Annotated in this window: 11 protein-coding genes and 2 tRNA genes; 4 read left to right on the top strand and 9 right to left on the bottom strand. The window is 61.1% G+C overall.

The features are described from left to right. Window positions 1-38 precede the first annotated feature (38 nt). Window positions 39-920 carry a M56 family metallopeptidase gene (locus NW849_RS02120; protein ID WP_414355706.1) on the bottom strand — a complete coding sequence of 294 codons (882 nt, stop codon included), beginning with the start codon at window positions 918-920 and terminating at the stop codon, window positions 39-41. Then, window positions 917-1,351 (bottom strand): BlaI/MecI/CopY family transcriptional regulator, encoded by a 435-nt coding sequence (locus NW849_RS02115; RefSeq protein WP_011433287.1) that lies wholly within the window; start codon window positions 1,349-1,351, stop codon window positions 917-919. Before NW849_RS02115 ends, NW849_RS02120 begins: the two co-directional genes overlap by 4 nt. Window positions 1,352-1,472: 121 nt before the next feature. On the opposite strand from NW849_RS02115, the gene miaB reads away from it, so the two are divergent. Next, entirely contained in the window at window positions 1,473-2,804 is a 1,332-nt protein-coding gene (miaB, locus tag NW849_RS02110; protein ID WP_414355705.1) for a tRNA (N6-isopentenyl adenosine(37)-C2)-methylthiotransferase MiaB, read from the top strand. A 20-nt stretch (window positions 2,805-2,824) separates the two neighbouring features. Here miaB and NW849_RS02105 read toward each other — a convergent pair. Next, window positions 2,825-2,896, bottom strand: a tRNA-Thr gene (locus NW849_RS02105). Between the two features lie 8 nt (window positions 2,897-2,904). Continuing rightward, window positions 2,905-2,990: transfer RNA gene (locus NW849_RS02100), tRNA-Tyr, on the bottom strand. Window positions 2,991-3,240: 250 nt separating this feature from the next. Between NW849_RS02100 and lysA the strand changes: the two genes are divergently transcribed. The 3 genes from lysA (at window position 3,241) to NW849_RS02085 (ending at window position 6,513) form a co-directional block, all read left to right on the top strand. Beyond that, window positions 3,241-4,620: a diaminopimelate decarboxylase gene (gene lysA / locus NW849_RS02095; protein WP_414355719.1), complete on the top strand. Its 1,380-nt coding sequence runs from the start codon at window positions 3,241-3,243 to the stop codon at window positions 4,618-4,620. Window positions 4,621-4,837: 217 nt separating this feature from the next. Beyond that, the gene (cdaA, locus tag NW849_RS02090; RefSeq protein ID WP_414355704.1) at window positions 4,838-5,761 is read left to right on the top strand and encodes a diadenylate cyclase CdaA; all 924 of its coding nucleotides are present in this window, start codon (window positions 4,838-4,840) and stop codon (window positions 5,759-5,761) included. A 5-nt stretch (window positions 5,762-5,766) separates the two neighbouring features. Then, window positions 5,767-6,513 (top strand): isoprenyl transferase, encoded by a 747-nt coding sequence (locus tag NW849_RS02085; RefSeq protein WP_414355703.1) that lies wholly within the window; start codon window positions 5,767-5,769, stop codon window positions 6,511-6,513. Window positions 6,514-6,547: 34 nt separating this feature from the next. Here the strand turns inward: NW849_RS02085 and NW849_RS02080 are convergent, their stop codons facing one another. The 5 genes from NW849_RS02080 to NW849_RS02060 all read right to left on the bottom strand — a co-directional run bounded on the left by NW849_RS02080 (window position 6,548) and on the right by NW849_RS02060 (window position 16,814). Then, complete coding sequence (locus NW849_RS02080; protein ID WP_414355702.1) at window positions 6,548-7,156, bottom strand: CPP1-like family protein; 609 nt, start codon at window positions 7,154-7,156, stop codon at window positions 6,548-6,550. A gap of 59 nt (window positions 7,157-7,215) precedes the next feature. After that, a complete protein-coding gene (locus tag NW849_RS02075) occupies window positions 7,216-8,424 on the bottom strand; it encodes a cysteine desulfurase family protein (RefSeq protein WP_414355701.1) in 1,209 nt (402 codons plus the stop codon). 57 nt (window positions 8,425-8,481) lie between these two features. After that, window positions 8,482-10,440 carry an acetate--CoA ligase gene (gene acs, locus NW849_RS02070; protein WP_414355700.1) on the bottom strand — a complete coding sequence of 653 codons (1,959 nt, stop codon included), beginning with the start codon at window positions 10,438-10,440 and terminating at the stop codon, window positions 8,482-8,484. A 184-nt stretch (window positions 10,441-10,624) separates the two neighbouring features. Continuing rightward, window positions 10,625-11,935: a rod shape-determining protein RodA gene (gene rodA / locus NW849_RS02065; RefSeq protein ID WP_414355699.1), complete on the bottom strand. Its 1,311-nt coding sequence runs from the start codon at window positions 11,933-11,935 to the stop codon at window positions 10,625-10,627. 223 nt (window positions 11,936-12,158) lie between these two features. Further along, complete coding sequence (locus NW849_RS02060; protein WP_414355698.1) at window positions 12,159-16,814, bottom strand: NINE protein; 4,656 nt, start codon at window positions 16,812-16,814, stop codon at window positions 12,159-12,161. Window positions 16,815-16,896: the final 82 nt, after the last annotated feature.

Genomic DNA, 16,896 nt, shown 5'->3' with positions numbered 1-16,896 from the left:
ACCCAAGGACAATTTGGTTGAGGAATCGCCGTCAATCTTCAGGTGTGGAACGGGATCGCCAGCAAAGGCAATAGGGACAACCCCAACCAGGCCCAACCCCGAATGGAAGAAGAATGGGGTAGGGGATCGACGGGCCCTGACTCTGCCTGCTGCAGCAGGGCATCGATACGCTCCTGCAGCCGTTGCCCTGAGTCTGAACTCACGGTCATTGCAAAGCCAACCCAAGCTGCCGCCGGTTGCTCCACCACGCCATAGCCCACCACCTGCAGCAGGGCCTCTCCCAACAGCAAGGGATCCACCCGTTGGGCCGCCCAGCGATCCGCCCGCAGCTCCCGTAGGGTGAGCAATTCCTCCCACAGGGCCTCGGTGTTGGGCAGCCAGCCGGTGAGGCGTCGCAGCCAGCCCACCCCAAACATCCAGAGGGTATCGCGGTAGTGGCGATGGGCTTCTTCGTGAGCGATTACAGCCCGCAAGTGCTCATCATCCAACTGCTCCAGCAGGCCGCGGCTGACCACCAACTGGGCATTCCACACCCCCACTTGGGCAGCAAAAGGGATCTCCAAATCCAGCACATAGGCCGGAGAGCCATGCAAATCCACATGGGCTAAAGCTTGCAGATGGGCACGTCGATAGGAGCGCCAGTATTCCCAAATCCAGTGCAAGGCCACGCCGCCGGCCACGGCCAGCAACAGCAGAGCACAGCCGTAGCAGAACCAGCCCCCCACCCCGGCCATTTGTCCCCACGGCCCCATCCAGGCCAAGGCCAAAGCAGTGGTCAGCAACAGCAGCGGGGGCAGCAAGAAGTGGATCCAAGCCCGCTGCCAACGTCGGCCCCATCCCCCACTCCTGTCCAGGCGCACCTGGGCTCGCCACAGGCAACTGAGGCCCAAGCCCAGCAGTAACATGCCCAAGTGGCTCATCGCGGATCCCTCCTGGCTTGACGGGCTGCCCGCAGCCGTTCGGCAATCGCCTGCAACTGGGACACACTGGCCTGATCCAGGCTATCGGCAAAGGCTGCCACCGTATCGGGATCCCCTACAGCCAAAAACTGCTGCAGGTGGGTGAAGGCCCTGAGGCTGGCCGCTTCCTGACGCGAAAGACGAGGCCGCCACAGCATGGGCAGATTCCGCCCTTGGGGATCGGTGCGGCGCTCACAGCTCACCCAGCCCTTCTGGCTTAAGCGCTGCAAAACTGTAGTCACAGAGGCATAGGCCAGCTCCCGATCCGGATCGGCCAAGATGCGCTCGTGGATTTGACGGGTGCTGGCACTGCCCAGATCCCAGAGGATGTCCAAGATTTCCGACTCCAGAGGGCCCAGCGACAGTTGCTTGGGACGATGCTTGGGCAACATGAGCCTTTGCCGGTGTAGGAATTTCTATCTAGCTAGATTAACTGTTGGAGTCTCAAGCCCCGCAGCCATTTTAAGGATCCGCTAAGCTCGAAGATGGTGGTTCTTCGTACTGTTTCTTCCCATGGCTGCTCCCACCTACCACACCATCACCTTCGGCTGCCAAATGAACCGCGCCGATACCGAGCGCATGGCCGGGATCCTGGAGTCCCTGGGGTATGTGGCCACCGAAGATGAGTTGCAGGCGGACTTAGTTCTCTACAACACCTGCACCATCCGCGACAATGCTGAGCAGAAGGTCTATTCCTACCTGGGCATCCAGGCACAGCGCAAGCGCAAGAACCCGGCCATCAAGCTGATCGTGGCCGGCTGTGTGGCCCAGCAAGAGGGGGAGAAATTGTTGCGCCGCGTCCCTGAGCTGGATCTGGTCATGGGCCCCCAGTACGTGAACCGCCTTGGGGATTTGCTGGCGCAGGTGGAAGCCGGAAACCAGGTGGTGGCCACCGATCCGGTTGAGATCCCAGAAGACATCACCAAGCCCCGCCGCGACAGCCAGGTCACTGCTTGGATCAATGTCATCTACGGTTGCAACGAGCGTTGTACCTACTGCATCGTGCCGCGGGTGCGAGGGCAAGAGCAGTCCCGACAGCCCCAGGCCATTCGCGCCGAAATCGAAGACGTGGCCAGAGCGGGCTACCGCGAGGTGACGTTGCTGGGGCAGAACATCGACGCCTACGGACGGGATCTGGATCCCAAAACCAACCTGGCCAGCCTGTTGCGCTTCGTCCATTCGGTGGCAGGCATTGAGCGGATCCGCTTTGCCACCAGCCACCCGCGCTACTTTACCGAGGAGCTGATCGCCACCTGCGCCGAGCTGCCCAAAGTCTGCGAGCACTTCCACATCCCCTTCCAGGCGGGCAGCAACGAAGTGCTCAAGCGGATGCGGCGCGGCTACACCCACGAGCGCTATCGCCAGATCATCCAGCTCATCCGCCAATACATGCCCGAAGCGGCCATCAGCGCCGATGCCATTGTCGGCTTTCCGGGAGAAACAGAAGCCCAGTTCCAAGAAACCCTGCAACTGGTGCAGGATATCGGCTTTGACCAAGTGAACACTGCTGCCTACTCCCCCCGTCCCGGCACCCCTGCCGCCGAGTGGCCCGACCAGGTGCCCGAGGAGGAAAAAAGCGACCGCCTGCAACGGCTGAACCGACTGGTGGCCGAGGTGGCTGCCGCTCGCAGCGCCCGACTCTTAGGCCAGGTGCAAGAGGTGCTGGTGGAAGGCCCCAACCCGAAAAACCCCCGCCAGGCGATGGGGCGTACCCGCGGCAATCGCTTGGTGTTCTTCGAAGGGGATCCAGAGCAACTGAAGGGATCCCTGGTGCCGGTGCGCATTACCGCCACGCGGGCTTTTTCGTTGACCGGCGAGGCAGTTGCCGTTGGCACTATCGGCTGAAGATTATCTCTAAATTGCCAAGCCCACGACGAGGATCGAACTCGTGACCTCCCCCTTACCAAGGGGGTGCTCTACCACTGAGCCACGTGGGCAAAGCCGATGGTGGGCCGAGTTGGATTCGAACCAACGTAGGCGTAAGCCAGCGGATTTACAGTCCGCCCCCTTTAACCCCTCGGGCATCGACCCATTGACACCGGTCTTTCATCATAGCAGAAGGTGTTGCCCAAATCAGACCTGCTCCCATCATCAGCCGCCTTAATCGAGAGGCCAGAGCTGGGAAGCCATCGGATCCTCGTGCAGACAATGAGGTGGCGCCAGAGCTGGCTACAGAGGGAAGCTGCCGGAAAAAGCCGGATCGGGTCGGGGCTGGACATTTTTCAAGACAAGCTGAACGCGGAACTTGATATCGTTGAAAACAGTCCTTCGGCCCCTGACCATGATTTCGACCCTCGGCACTCCCACCCATCCAGAGCAGACCCTTTCCCCCAACCAGTCTTTGCGCCCCTTGACCAGCCGTATCAACAGCCGGGGGCACTTGGAAATTGGGGGGTGCGACGTGGTGGAGCTGGTGCGCCAGTTCGGATCCCCTCTCTACATCCTGGACGAGTGGACGCTGCGCCGCGCCTGCCAGCTTTACCGCGACACCTGGGCCCGCTGCTACGCCGGGGGATCCCGGGTTTTGTACGCCACGAAAGCCTGGAACTGCCTGGCCATTTGTGCTCTGGCTCTGCAAGAAGGGCTGGGGTTGGATGTGGCTTCCGGCGGGGAGCTGTACACAGCCCTGCAGGCGGGGGCCAAAGGTGAAGATCTCTATCTGCACGGCAACGCCAAGTCTCTTGAGGAGCTGAACTTAGCCCTGGAGACAGGCTGTACTGTGGTGGCGGATAGCCTGTACGAGCTGCAGCAGGTCTCGGCCCTGGCCACACCCGAACGGCCAGCGCGGCTGCTCCTGCGGGTTAACCCCGGTATCGACGTCCACACCCACGAGTACATTCGTACCGGGCAAACCGACAGCAAATTCGGCATCGGGCGATGGCAATTGCCGGAAGTGCTGGATTTTTTGGCCGCCCATCCTCAGTTGCAGTGCGTCGGGCTCCACGCCCACATTGGGTCGCAGATTTTTGATCTGCAGGGCCACCGAGACCTGGCGGGGGTGCTGGCCCAGATCTGGCGGCAAGGGCTGGACAGAGGGCTGCCCCTACAAGAGCTCAATGTGGGTGGGGGCCTGGGGATCCGCTATGTCGAATCCGATGATCCCCCCTCCATCCCGGAGTGGGTGGAAACTGTGGCGACGGCGGTGCAACAAGCCTTTGCCCAGGCTGGGATCCCTTTGCCCAAGGTGCTCTGCGAGCCTGGACGATCTGTGATTGGGCCGGCTGCCGTGACCGCCTACACCCTGGGAGGGCAAAAGCGGATCCCTCCCAGCGATGACCTGCCCCAGGGACGCACCTACATCACCATCGACGGTGGTATGTCCGACAACCCGCGCCCGATCACCTACCAAGCCCGCTATACCGCCCTTCTGGCCAACCGACCAGAGGCAGAGGCCACGCAGCGGGTAACGGTGGCCGGCAAACACTGCGAGTCGGGGGATGTGCTGTTGAAGGATGTGCTTCTGCCCGCTCCAATGGCAGGAGAAGTGTTGGTGGTTTTGGCGACGGGGGCCTACAACTACAGCATGGCTTCCAATTACAATCGCTTCCCTCGGCCAGCCGCGGTGCTGGTCAACGAGGGAGAGGCCCAGTTGATTGTGCGGCGAGAAACTTATGCCGACCTAATCCGTCAGGATGTTCTGCCGGAGCGGTTGCTGCGTTGAAGGGGAAGTTTGCCCATACCCATCTGGTCAGTAGAGGCACAGCCTTTCCTGGCAGCGCCGACCGCAGCCAACGCACCTCATGCGAGAAAGACTGGAAGACAGCCAGGAGGTGAGTGGTAGGCTGGTCTGGGGGCCGCAGTCCAACAGGGGTTCTGAGGTGCAGAACGGCACAGTCAGAAGGCCCGCAATGAGGGGAGCGTGAACGGGGTTTTTCGCCATGCTGGCGGCCTTATGGGCTTGGCTACAGCAGTTTAACTTTCTCAGCCTCTTGGACTGGGCTCTGGCCGTCTTTCTGTTGGCCTTGGCTCTCTATTACACCCGCGAGAGTCGTGCTGGGGTGCTGGTGCGGGGATTTATAGTGCTGTTGGTGCTGTACCTGGCCACAGCCTCTCTGCCCTTGGTTCACCTGATCTTGGATCGCCTGCTCCTGGGCGCAGCCGTAGCCATGGGCGTGCTCTTTCAACCGGAGTTTCGCCGGCTGCTGGAGCAACTGGCAAGAGCTATCCGCATGGAGTGGCCAAGCAACGCAGGCGACGACGAGGAGGATCCTGAGGAAGATTTGGTGGAAGAACTGGTGCAAGCGGTGCGAGAACTTTCCCAAAACCGCACAGGAGCGCTGATTGTCATCGAGCCAGAGCAGCCGATTGACTCGCGGGTCTTTACCGACAAAGGGGTACCTCTGCAGGCGCGGGTGTCGCGGGAGATCCTGCAGACCATTTTCCAGACTTCAACTTTGTTGCATGATGGGGCTGTGGTCATCCATCGGGATCGCATTCGCGCAGCGGGGGTAATCCTACCGGTTTCGGAGCGGGCCGCCTCTCGGCAACTGGGCACACGGCACCGTGCTGCGATGGGGATCACAGAACAGACCAATTGCTTGTGTATTGTGGTCTCAGAAGAAACGGGCTGCATCTCGCTGGCGGAGGGTGGGCGCATCGAGCGACCTCTGACCAGTGCCAAGTTACACGAGCTGCTGGTACAGCGGTTGCGCAATCCCCGCGATGCCAAAAAACGAGATGCTCCGCTACGGGGATTGTGGGCCTACCCCTGGTTTCGCAATGGGCCGCTGCGCTGGTGGGGATCCCTCTCCGATCTAACTAAACTCTTTCGCAAACCTGAGAAAACCCTCCCGAAAGACTGATCCCCATGACCCTTTCTCCTGCCCATCTTCTGCACTTGCCTGCCGACCTGGATCCCCAGTTGTTGCCCCGCCATGTGGCGGTGGTGATGGATGGCAACGGGCGTTGGGCGCAAAAACGGGGTTTACCCCGCAGCGTTGGGCATCAGCGAGGGGTATCGGCCCTGAAGGAGCTGCTGCGCTGTTGCAATGATTGGGGGATCCCGGCCCTTACCGCCTATGCCTTCTCCACCGAGAACTGGGGCCGTGCCCGCGAGGAAGTGGATTTCCTCATGACGTTGTTCGAACAGGTGCTGTGGCGGGAGTTGGGGGAAATGGTGCAGCAGGGGGTGCGCATCCAGTTTGCCGGCCAGTTGTCGGCTCTGCCTCACTCTCTGCAGGAAACCATCGTGCATGCGGTGGAATGCACCCAGCACAACAAGGGCATTTGCCTGACGGTGGCCCTCAACTACGGGGGAAGACAGGAGATCCTGCAGGCCTGCCGCTCCATTGCCACCTTGGTGCAGCAGGGGCTGCTGCAGCCGGATCAGATTGACGAGGCCCTCTTTTCCCAATTTCTCTACACCACCGGCCTCTCCGATCCTGACCTGCTGATCCGCACCAGTGGCGAGATGCGCATCAGCAACTTCCTGCTCTGGCAGATGGCCTACACCGAGCAGTATTTCACCCCCATTCTCTGGCCGGATTTTGACCGAGCCGCTTTTCACCAAGCCTTGCTTAGCTATCAGTCGCGGCAGCGGCGGTTTGGCAGGTGAGGTTCCAGGTTGAATATCTGTCGCAAACCGGCAGCTAGCGCAAAAAGCTGGTCACCAACCACATCACCGCAAACGTGATCCCCACCAACAGCGCGCCAGGAGCATCGCCACCGGTGAGGGGAAGGGCAATGCCGTAGGCCAACATCAGCCCCAGGCTCAAGGCCGCCAGAGCCAAGAGAAAAGCGCGAATGAAGCGGCGCTCTTTGCGGTACAGGAAATAGATACAAGCCATCAGCCCCAAGGCCAGTTGCAGCGAGGGGTACTCATCGGGAGCCAAGATAACCCAACCCACCAGTCCACCCAGCAGCGCCGCAGGCCAGAGCGCATCGGCGGTAGAGGGGGTATCCAGCCAGCGGCTGACCCAAGGCGGATTTTGGGCAGCAGGGCGGGGCAAACTCAGCTCCGGCTCAGGATGGGCAGCCCGTTGTTCGGCGTAGCGAATGCGGTCGGGAACGGCGATTTTGCCCTCTTTGCGCAGGCGCAGGCGCTGCATCAGGATGGCATCGTAGGCTTGCTCCACCCGCTCCTGCTGCTGTTCGTCCGCGCCCAAGCTGGCCAGGAGCCTAGCCCGCGCCGATTGAATTTCTTCAAAGGAGGCTTCTTCGCTAATTCCCAACACCTGATACGGACTCATCTCAGCCATAGCGACCAGCCCTTTAACTCTCTATCACCTTAACCCAGCCTGCCCAACCTTCGATCCGGCTACGCGACAGGAACCGACAACGGGGATTGAGTTGCCCCATCCTCCAGGGATCCGGATTCGGAGGTCGAGGCAATTACTGCCTGCAGACATCGGGCTACATACTCAACCGCAGCGTAGGTGGTGGCTTTGCCAAGGCTAAGGCGAATGGATCCCAGTGCCTCGGCTTCCGAATAGCCCATGGCCAAGAGGATGCGGCTGGGGATCAGTTGGCCGCTGCTGCAGGCGGAGCCGGCGCTAATGGCGATCCCCTGGCGGCTCAGAGCCCTGACCAGCACATTCCCGGGGATCCCCCCTGCGGCGCAGTAGCTGAGGTGGTGGGGCAGGCGCTGCTCCAAACGGACGGGGCCGGTCAGCCGCAAACCGGGCACCTCCGCTAGCAACTGGGCCAAATGCCGTTGCAATTGCCGCAGGCGGGCCGTTTCTTGAGATAGCTCTTGGGCCGCCAAAGCTGCCGCCACTCCCAAGCCGACAATGCCCGGGATCCCTTGGGTGCCAGCCCGCAGCCGCCGTTCTTGCCCACCCCCCCGCAGCAGCGGTCGCAGCTCCACCCCTGGGCGCACGTACAGCGCCCCCACCCCCTGGGGCCCGTAGAGTTTATGCCCGGAAAGGGAGAGCAGATCCACCGGCAGTTGCGCCAGATCCAACGGGATCCGCCCCACCGTCTGCACAGCGTCGGTGTGGAAGAGCACCCCCGCCTGGCGACAGATCTGACCCAGCTCTGCAATGGGCTGCAGGGATCCCACCTCATTTTGCCCGTGGACGATGGAGACCAAAACGGTATTGGGTTGCAGCGCCTGGATCAAAGTCTGGGGATCCACCTGGCCGGCGGCGTTCACCGGCAGACGGGTGACCTGCCAACCCTGGGACTGCAACTGGCGGGCAGCATTTTCCACCGAGGCATGCTCCACACTGGAGAGGATCAGGTGCTGGGGAGTGGAGTAGCACTGGGCCACCCCAAAGAGGGCCAAGTTGTTGGATTCTGTCCCCCCCGAGGTAAACAGCAGCGCCTCCGGCTCACAGTTAAGCAGCTCGGCCACCTGTTGCCGCGCCCGCTCCATGGCCATGGCGGCCCGTTCTCCCCACCCATGCAAGCTAGAGGGATTGCCCCAGCTTTCCTGCATCGCCATCCGCATGGCCTCAATGACCTCGGGCCGGGGGGGAGTGGTGGCGCTGTGGTCGAAGTACAGGGTGGGATCCAGAGGCAACATGAAGACTTCACAACCCAGGACTCAATGTCCTCATCTTAGTGCGGGGTTGTGGTCGGCTCATACCCCTTGGCGCAGCCGTTCTAGCACCCCGCGATCTTCGAGGGTGGAGGTATCGCCACTGATGCCGGCGCCAGCCGCCAAATCCCGCAGCAAACGGCGCATGATCTTGCCGGAGCGGGTTTTGGGCAGGGCCTCGGTGAAGCGAATTTCGCTGGGGCGGGCAATGGCCCCGATTTCGGAGACCACATGTTGCATCAACGCTTGGCGCAGCGCTTCGCTGGGCTCATAGCCCTCCGACAGGATGACAAAGGCCACGATCACCTCGCCTTTGAGGTCATCTGGGCGACCGACCACAGCCGCTTCGGCAACTGCAGGATGAGACACCAAGGCCGATTCAAGTTCCATCGTGCCGAGGCGATGTCCTGCCACATTGATGACATCGTCCACCCGGCCCATCACCCAAAAATAACCGTCTTCATCCCGGCGGGCCCCATCCCCGGCAAAGTAGAAATACTGCCCATCTTGGGGAGGGATCCGCTCCCAGTAGCTGGTGCGGAACCGCTGCGGATCTCTATAGATAGTGCGCATCATGCCCGGCCAGGGGCGACGGATCACCAAATACCCCCCTTCGGGTGCCGGGTTCCCCTCCATATCGACAACATCTGCTTGAATGCCCGGAAAAGGACGGGTAGCCGATCCCGGCTTGGTGGCGGTAACCCCCGGCAAGGGCGAAATCATAATGCCGCCGGTTTCGGTCTGCCACCAGGTATCCACAATGGGGCAGCGCTCGTTGCCGATGACGGTGTGGTACCACATCCAAGCTTCGGGATTGATCGGCTCGCCAACCGTGCCCAACAGGCGCAGCGAAGAGAGATCATGCCGACGGGGCAGGGCGTCGCCACTTCTCATAAAGGCCCGGATGGCCGTTGGAGCAGTGTAAAAAATGGAGATGCGGTGACGGGCGATTAACTCCCAGAAGCAATCGGGCTTGGACGGTCGCGGCGCCCCTTCGTACATAAACACCGTTGCCCCGTTGGAGAGGGGGCCATAGACGATGTAGCTGTGTCCCGTGATCCAACCGATATCGGCAGTACACCAGTAGATGTCTTCTTCGTGCAAATCGAAGATCCACTGGCAGGTGATGTGGGTGTAGAGGTTGTAGCCGCCGCTGGTGTGGACAACGCCTTTGGGCTTGCCGGTGGTGCCGGAGGTGTAGAGGATAAACAGCATCGCCTCCGAGTCCATCGGCTCGGCAGGGCACGCTTCCTCCAAGCCAGGAGCCAGCTCATGCCACCAAACATCTCGGCCTGGGGTCATCGGCACGGCTTGCCCCGTCCGCCGCACCACCAAGACGTTTTCGACAGTGGGCACTCCCTCTGCCAGCGCCAAGTCCACCTGCGGCTTGAGGGGGACAATCGCATCTTTGCGCCAGCCCCCATCGGCGGTGATCACGGCTTTGGCTTCCGCATCCCGCAGCCGCTCCTTGAGAGCCTCCGCGCTAAAGCCCCCAAACACCACCGTATGGGCTGCCCCGAGCCGAGCACAGGCCAGCATGGCCATGACGGCTTCCGGGATCATCGGCATGTAGATCCCCACCCGATCCCCTTTTTGAATGCCCAGGGCCTTCAGGCCGTTGGCCCAACAGCAGACCTCGCGATGGAGCTGCTCATAGGTCAAGGTGCGAATGTCCCCCGGTTCTCCCTCCCAGATCAGGGCCAGTTTGTGGCGGCGGCCATTTTCCAGGTGGCGATCCAAGCAGTTGTAGCTGAGGTTGAGCTGTCCTCCCACAAACCACTGCGCCTGGGGAGGATCCCAGTGCAACACCTGCTGCCAAGGCTGAAACCAGTGCAACTCCTGCCGAGCCAGCCGTTCCCAAAAACCTAAGGGATCCGCCTCGGCTTCCTGACAAAGCTGTTGGTAGCGACTGGGGGTGATGCGGGCCTGTTGCACAAACGAAGGGGGCGGGGGGAAAAGGCGCTTTTCCTGCAGGATGGATTCGAGGGCGGGTTGAGACATGGTCAAAGATGAGTGAGGAAAAGAAGTTCTGCAACGCCCACAGAAGGGCGAGGGGATGGAATTGCAGTAGAATACAAATCCCGGCGAGGGTAGGGCAAGGGATGGGCAGGCAATCTCAATTGATTGTAAAGATTCTGAAGATTTTTTGAATGAGAAGTGGTTCAGGGGTATTCCCAGGCAGGGCTCAGGTGAAAAAGGTGGCACGTTGGCGGTGCATCACCACCGACTCCACCAAGCCGATGGCCAGAAAATTGGTCAGCAGAGCCGAGCGGCCATAGCTCAAAAAAGGCAAAGGCAAACCGGTAATGGGGGCCAGGCCGATGGTCATGCCGATGTTGACTACTGCCTGAAACAGGATCATTGCCAGCACCCCAATGGTGATCAGGGATCCAAAATTGTCCTTGGCCCCTTGGGCAATCCAGATCAGCCGCGCACACAGGATCCAGAACAGGATCAGCACCGTCAGGGTGCCCACAAAGCCCATCTCTTCCCCAATGGCGGAGAAAATGAAATCCGTGTGCTGTTCGGGGATAAAGTCCAGTTGGGTTTGGGTGCCCTGCTGGATGCCCTGTCCCCAGAGGCCACCGGCCCCGATGGCAATGCGGGATTGAATGAGGTGATAGCCGGATCCCCAAGGCTCTTGCATGGGATCGATGAAAATCTCCAGCCGCCGCCGCTGATAGGGCTTGAGAAGGTGCCAGGCTAGCTGCCCCAACTGCCCCGAGAGCAGGTTGATCACCCCAAAAGTTACGGCCCCCGTCCACCGCCAGGGGAGACGCCAAGCGGCCAACCCCGCCATTCCCAGACACCAGAGCAGCCAAATCCAAAGCATCCAGCTCTGCTCTGGGCGAGTGTGTAAGCCATAGAGAATGGCTCCCACCCCCGGCGACAAAAGCAAGAGGATCCAGCTGCCCTTGGCCCCGGCCCAGTAGAGCATGACCAGCACAATCACCACAAACACCAGGGCAGTGCCCAGGTTGGGCTGCAGGAAAATCAAGATCCAGGGGGGAGCGACGACGGCAACGGCCACCCAAATCTGGCTGAAGTATTTGATCGGCCAGTGGTGCAGGAGAGCGGCCAGGGTGATGATTACCCCCAGCTTGGCAAACTCAGAAGGCTGCACCTGAAAGCCGGCGATGGAGAGCCAGCGCTCCGCTCCTCCGCCTGCTGTGCCGAAAAAGAGCACTGCAATTAAACTCGCCAAGGTCAAGAAGTAGGTGAACCAGTGCCAGCGCAACAGCCGCTCATATGGAATCCGGGCCACCACTCCCAAAAACGCCAGGCTGATCCCGGCCATGATCAACTGCTGTACCCAGTAGTGGCTGATGGGCCGCTCCCAGACCGCACTGCGGATAGCAACAATACCGATGCCCGTCAAGGCCAGCACTGTGGCCAGCAAAATGCCATCGAACTCCCGCCAAGGAGCCAAGATCTGCCGCAGGAGCTTTTTCCACCCAGGCTGAGAAGATACCTTTGGGTCAGCGTTGCCCAGCAATAGACCCGATCCTCCAAAGCAAGGCCAGCCTCAGTTTGACATACCCCCTGCCCTACCGACTTGTTTTCTCATCACTCGCGTTGAGTGTCAATTCCTCGTCGATCCATTTTCTGGCGTGTTCGCCTCCTCTGATAGGGCCTCAGTAGTGCTCCGCACCGCTGTCGCGAACAGGTCAGCCCTCCTCAAGTTGATCCTGCTCAGATTGGCTGGACTCAGGATTCTTTCATTCCCAGCTCTGCAGTTGCCCTAGCCAAGCGGAGATGTGGGATCCCACTTCTTCTCGACGCCGTTCAAAATTGGCTGCCGTCCAAATCAGAAGCAGGCCCAGCAGGATCCCAGTGGCCCAGAGCAGCAGCGCATCAGTTGTTACCAACAGCCATCCCTGCCGCAGGATCCCCAGCCCAAAGGCCAGCGTGCCCACGAAGAGATAGGCTCTTACCCGCAAGGCCAAGCCCAGCAGACCCAAGGCCAAACCCAACCCTACCGGCCAAAAGCCCGTCCACCGTTGCCCGTGAGTTTCCACCAGCACCACCAGCAGCCATGTGCCCAAGGAAACCAGCCGCAGCCAATGTCGCCCCTGTCGCCCGCTGGCTTCCTGTAATCCCGGATCCACCTGAGCCACATAGAGCAGGGATCCCACCAGGGGCAGGGCATAGAACGTCAGGGAAGCCCAATCCTGATGCCAGCCGTAACTCCACAGGATCCAGTTGCTCAAGAACAGGCTGACATAGCCCAGGCGCACTTGGGATCTCCAGATAGCCAGCAGGGCATAGTAGGTTGCCCCCAGCAGCAGATTAAGGGTGTTATTTCCTCCCGCGGTTACCAGAAAAGCGGCCAGGGGCAGCACCAAGGCTGTATTCTGCCAAGGAGCCGCCGGCCAGCCCCACCGTCGCCAGGGCAAGCCATGGTAAACCAGCCCCAGCCCACAGAGCAGGGATCCAGCCCATCGCGCTATGGATAGCTGCGGCAGCCCCAGGAACACACCGCCCAGCAGAACCCCAGCTCCTTGCCAAGCACTGAGGTAACCCCAGACCGTTGGCGCCCAATTTCGCTCTGTCGGAGATTCTGAAGTTGAGGTTCTCGCCTGTCCGGCGGCATAGGCCACCAGGCCGGATCCCGTCAGCACCCAGAGCCCCTTCCCCCAAGGGCTGAGAGCGAAACTCCAAAGGGCGAGGCTGGCCAAGCCCCAGTTGCCGGCACCTATCCGCTGCAGCCAGGCCGCTTTCAGCCGCAGGGTCGCCACCAGCCAAGATGGACAGAGGCAGTAGCCCACTGCCAAGAGCAGCCCTAGCAAAGCTGTCAGCACCGCCGCTTCGTCCTCCCAGAATTCCCCAGTTTGCTGGCCGAGAAGGTAGACCCAGCTCTCGTAGGCCGCCAGCGATATTCCGAAAGCTCCCAGGATCCCCTTCCGGTTGGTAGGAGGAGGGCCTTCCTGTTCGCGACAGGGGTGCTGCTCCGGTGACTGTCGGCGCCCCACGCCCAGCAGCACGATGGAGAGACCTAAGCTGCCCAGACCTGTCAGCTCGCTCCATTCGAGTTCGAGATGGGATCCCAGCCAGCCCAAGCCGGCATAGATCAGCGGCGCTGTCCCCCAGCAACTCAGAGCCTTGACCCGCTGCAGGAGTTGTCCCCCTGAGGACTCCGTCCCACCAGCGCGATCGGGCCGCTCAAAGAGGAGTTTCTCCGGCCCAATCCAAAAGAGGATCCCCAGGCTTAGATTGATGACGGCAAGCAGAGGGGCAACAGGACGGGATCCCTGTACCACCCACAAGAGGCTGCTGGCCACCAACAGCTCCAAAGCCCAGATCAGCCCATAGGACAGCCCCTCCATTACAGACCATGAGATGGCCGACGAAGCCTCCTGACCGCTGCCGCCAGTTGAGACATCCTCCGCCCTGGAAGGAGACGGGCTTTCGCTCTCCAAGCCAGCAGGATGGACACCGCCGTCGCGATAAAAAGCGGGAGCCACTTCCACCCAAAGCCGCAAAACAATGGCCACCAGGACAGTCCCAGAGGCCAGGGTCAGAGCCACTGGGGAATCCAGGTACTTTCCACCACCGATGCGACCTGCTTCTGGCTGCAATGTCTGCAACGTTAGGGAAAGTAAAAGTACGATCCCCAGCAGAAAGCCAAAGCCATCCAGCACCGGTCGGTAAGCTGCCCGAAGGCGGGGAGAGAGGTAGTGGAACGGAGTCCCTAGGCTGTAGCGACAGCCGCTAGTGCTCCGCACCGCTGTCGCGAACAACAGCAGCACCCCCAAGGCCGCCAGCCATTCTGACTCCGTTAAAGCGGGGAACAGCCGATGGATTCCCACCAGACCGAACCCCCAGCCAAACGTCACTGTCAACAGCACCTCTGCTGGAACAACTGCGTTGGCGGTGTGGAGCTCATGGTCGGCGGAGGGGAAAGAGGCCCACACCCACACCTGAGTGGCCATCAGCAGCAACCCCAAGCCCAGACCCAAAAACTCAACCCCCGGCCTTCCAAAGGTGAGTAACTGGGCCAGCAAAAGGGAGAGAACTGCCGGGAAACGCAAAGACCCGCGCTCCGGGATCCCCTGCCGCCAGGAAAGGGATCCCAATCCCCCTTGCTCTGGGCTCTGCAGCCAGCGGGGCATGAACTCCAGGGGGGGCAGGGCCAATACCTGAGCTGCCGTTAAAGCAAGAGGCACCAGCAGCCACAGCCAGCCCATGGATTGTTCACCAGTCGCAGACGAATCAAGGAACCGTTGCAGCAAAAACGCCAAGTAGCTGGATCCCACCAGCACCAGCCCTATGCCATCTGCACTTCGCTGCCACAGCTCCGCAGGCACTCCCCAAAAAAAGCGCCCTGACCCACCCAGAGCCACCCGCCCTGCCCATTGCAATAGGCCCACCAGCAGCAGAACCACTCCCCAACTGGACAGGCTCAAGTCAGACAAGAGCCAGCGGATCCCGGCCAGCAGCGCCCCCAGCCCGTAGGCATGGGTGAGAAATACCCAGCGGGGATCGAGGAGCTCAGCTCTCTTGGACTTCTGCCGCAGCCACCAGGTCAGGATGCCAGTACTCAAAAGCAAATGCCAGAAGCGAATGGCCGGATAGGGAAGGCTCAAGAGCAGCAGGGATCCCCCTAGCCCCAAAACCAAGCGCTCTGTTGGTTCCACCAGCCCAGAAAAGTCTGTCTCGCCGGCTTCTGGAGTGCTCCTCTGCCAGCGGGCCGCCAACCCCAACCACAGCACCTCGTAGGGCAGTAGCACCAACCCCAGCAATCCCCAGGGGGAATCAAGGGGCTGAAACCAGTTGGTTACTGTAGCTACAACCTCTTGCCGCCAGCTTGCTGGCCACACCTGCCAAAAAGCCCAGCAAGTTTCCAGGCCCAGCAAGAACAGCAACGTCAAATGCACCCTAAGGACTTCGTCCCGCTGGGGCGACTGGGTGTGTCGGCGCAAGCGCCCGATTAAGACATGGATCCCCAGCAGGCTAATCCCCAGCAACTGCCAGCCGCTGAAAGGGCTCTCCGCCAAGCCAATGGCAGCCAGCAGCCAGCCCACCACCAACAGCACCCAGCTCCCCTCCCACCAGCGGGAGAGCGTCCCCTCCTGAGCGCCTTCTGCTACGACGTCCGGGGATCCCTGGGGCCATTCCGCTGCCAGCCAACCCAACAGGGCCACCGCCAACCCCAACTGCGGCACTTGGACATGCCCAGACAGCAGCCCCCGTAGGATTAACAGGGATCCGGCAGCCCCGATTAGCCAGATCTTGGAGCCCCGTAATTCCCGAGACCGGCGCCTCCAGGTGTAAATCACGGTGCTGAGGATCCCCAGATACAGGATCCCCAGGACAAAAGCAGGGCGAAGCTCCTGCGGCCCCAAGCTCCAGAAAGCGTGCAAGCCAGAGAGGGCCAAAAAGTTCACCAAGGTTCCGTAAAAGGCATTGGAAAAGGCATTGGGCTCCACACCGCTGTCGCGAAAGCCGGCACCTGAACCCAGCGAGCGCACCCGACCCTCAGCCGTCAACGGGATCCCCAGCAGCAAGCCCAGCGCCAGGATGCGGATCCCCCAAAGGATCCCCAGCCCATCCAGCGCCCACACGTTCACCGGCACCAGCAGCAGGGCAATAGCCTCCAAGGTTTGACCGGTTAGACGCAGCCCTTCCTGCCGTTGGATCCATCCAGCACCTACCCCAAAAGCCGCCGTATAGGCCAAGAGCACCCCATACTGAGCAGTTGGAGAAAATTGCTCCCAGTGGCTGGCCGCCAGCACCCCCGAGGACACCACCACCAAAAACAGGCCCAGCAGCAACAGCCAAGCCACGCTTAGCTCGGACAGCAAGTTCCGCAGCAAAACAGCCAGTGCCGGGGGAGAGGGGGACAAGGACTCCGTCCGAGTAGCGCGAGTGGATTGAGGGGCAGCTTGGGGCTCTTCTCCCCCCTCGACCGCAGGTTCCTCAACCCCAGATCCGGCCAGGCGAGCATTTCTTTCTCGCACCATCCCTGGGATCCAAATCAAATCCAGGAGCTGACCGATCCCCAGCAGCCCAAAGGTCAACAGCCAGAGCAAACCCGTCCGCCAGCGGCCCAGATAAAAACGGTGCAGGCCACAGATGCCAAACAAACCCAAAATCCAGAGCACGTAGGCCGAGCCAAGACGAGCCGGGATCTCGTCGCTGGGGGAAACTGCCGCTGACCTTGGTTCCTCCCCCTCTAGCCGATACTGCTCCACCAGCAGGCGAAAGTGCTCTGGGGTCAGTAAGCCCAGCTCCAGCCAAGCTCGCAAACCTCGCAACACCTGCTGCCGGGATCCCCGAACGGTGAGCTGCAAAAGGACGTCGTCCGAGGAGCGCGAACGGTCAGATTGCGGCTCCTCTGTTCCTGAGGGCGGAGCGCGATCCTGGGATCCCATGGCCAGATTCCTTGAGCAAAAGGCTTGGGGCTACTGCTACTCTAAGCCTTGCTCTAGCCGGTTGCCATGCCGTTCTCAAATC

This window comes from Synechococcus sp. R55.3, assembly GCF_047461975.1.
Taxonomy (GTDB): Bacteria; Cyanobacteriota; Cyanobacteriia; order Thermostichales; family Thermostichaceae; genus Thermostichus.
Note: the sequence above shows the minus strand (reverse complement) of the source record. Positions and strands in the feature narration are given on the sequence as shown.

Bases quoted from the DNA above. Each gene is read 5' to 3' on its own strand.
- NW849_RS02120 (WP_414355706.1), bottom strand. From the start codon at position 920: ATGAGCCACTTGGGCATGTTACTGCTGGGCTTGGGCCTCAGTTGCCTG.
- NW849_RS02115 (WP_011433287.1), bottom strand. From the start codon at position 1,351: ATGTTGCCCAAGCATCGTCCCAAGCAACTGTCGCTGGGCCCTCTGGAG.
- miaB (WP_414355705.1), top strand. From the start codon at position 1,473: ATGGCTGCTCCCACCTACCACACCATCACCTTCGGCTGCCAAATGAAC.
- lysA (WP_414355719.1), top strand. From the start codon at position 3,241: ATGATTTCGACCCTCGGCACTCCCACCCATCCAGAGCAGACCCTTTCC.
- cdaA (WP_414355704.1), top strand. From the start codon at position 4,838: ATGCTGGCGGCCTTATGGGCTTGGCTACAGCAGTTTAACTTTCTCAGC.
- NW849_RS02085 (WP_414355703.1), top strand. From the start codon at position 5,767: ATGACCCTTTCTCCTGCCCATCTTCTGCACTTGCCTGCCGACCTGGAT.
- NW849_RS02080 (WP_414355702.1), bottom strand. From the start codon at position 7,156: ATGGCTGAGATGAGTCCGTATCAGGTGTTGGGAATTAGCGAAGAAGCC.
- NW849_RS02075 (WP_414355701.1), bottom strand. From the start codon at position 8,424: ATGTTGCCTCTGGATCCCACCCTGTACTTCGACCACAGCGCCACCACT.
- acs (WP_414355700.1), bottom strand. From the start codon at position 10,440: ATGTCTCAACCCGCCCTCGAATCCATCCTGCAGGAAAAGCGCCTTTTC.
- NW849_RS02060 (WP_414355698.1), bottom strand. From the start codon at position 16,814: ATGGGATCCCAGGATCGCGCTCCGCCCTCAGGAACAGAGGAGCCGCAA.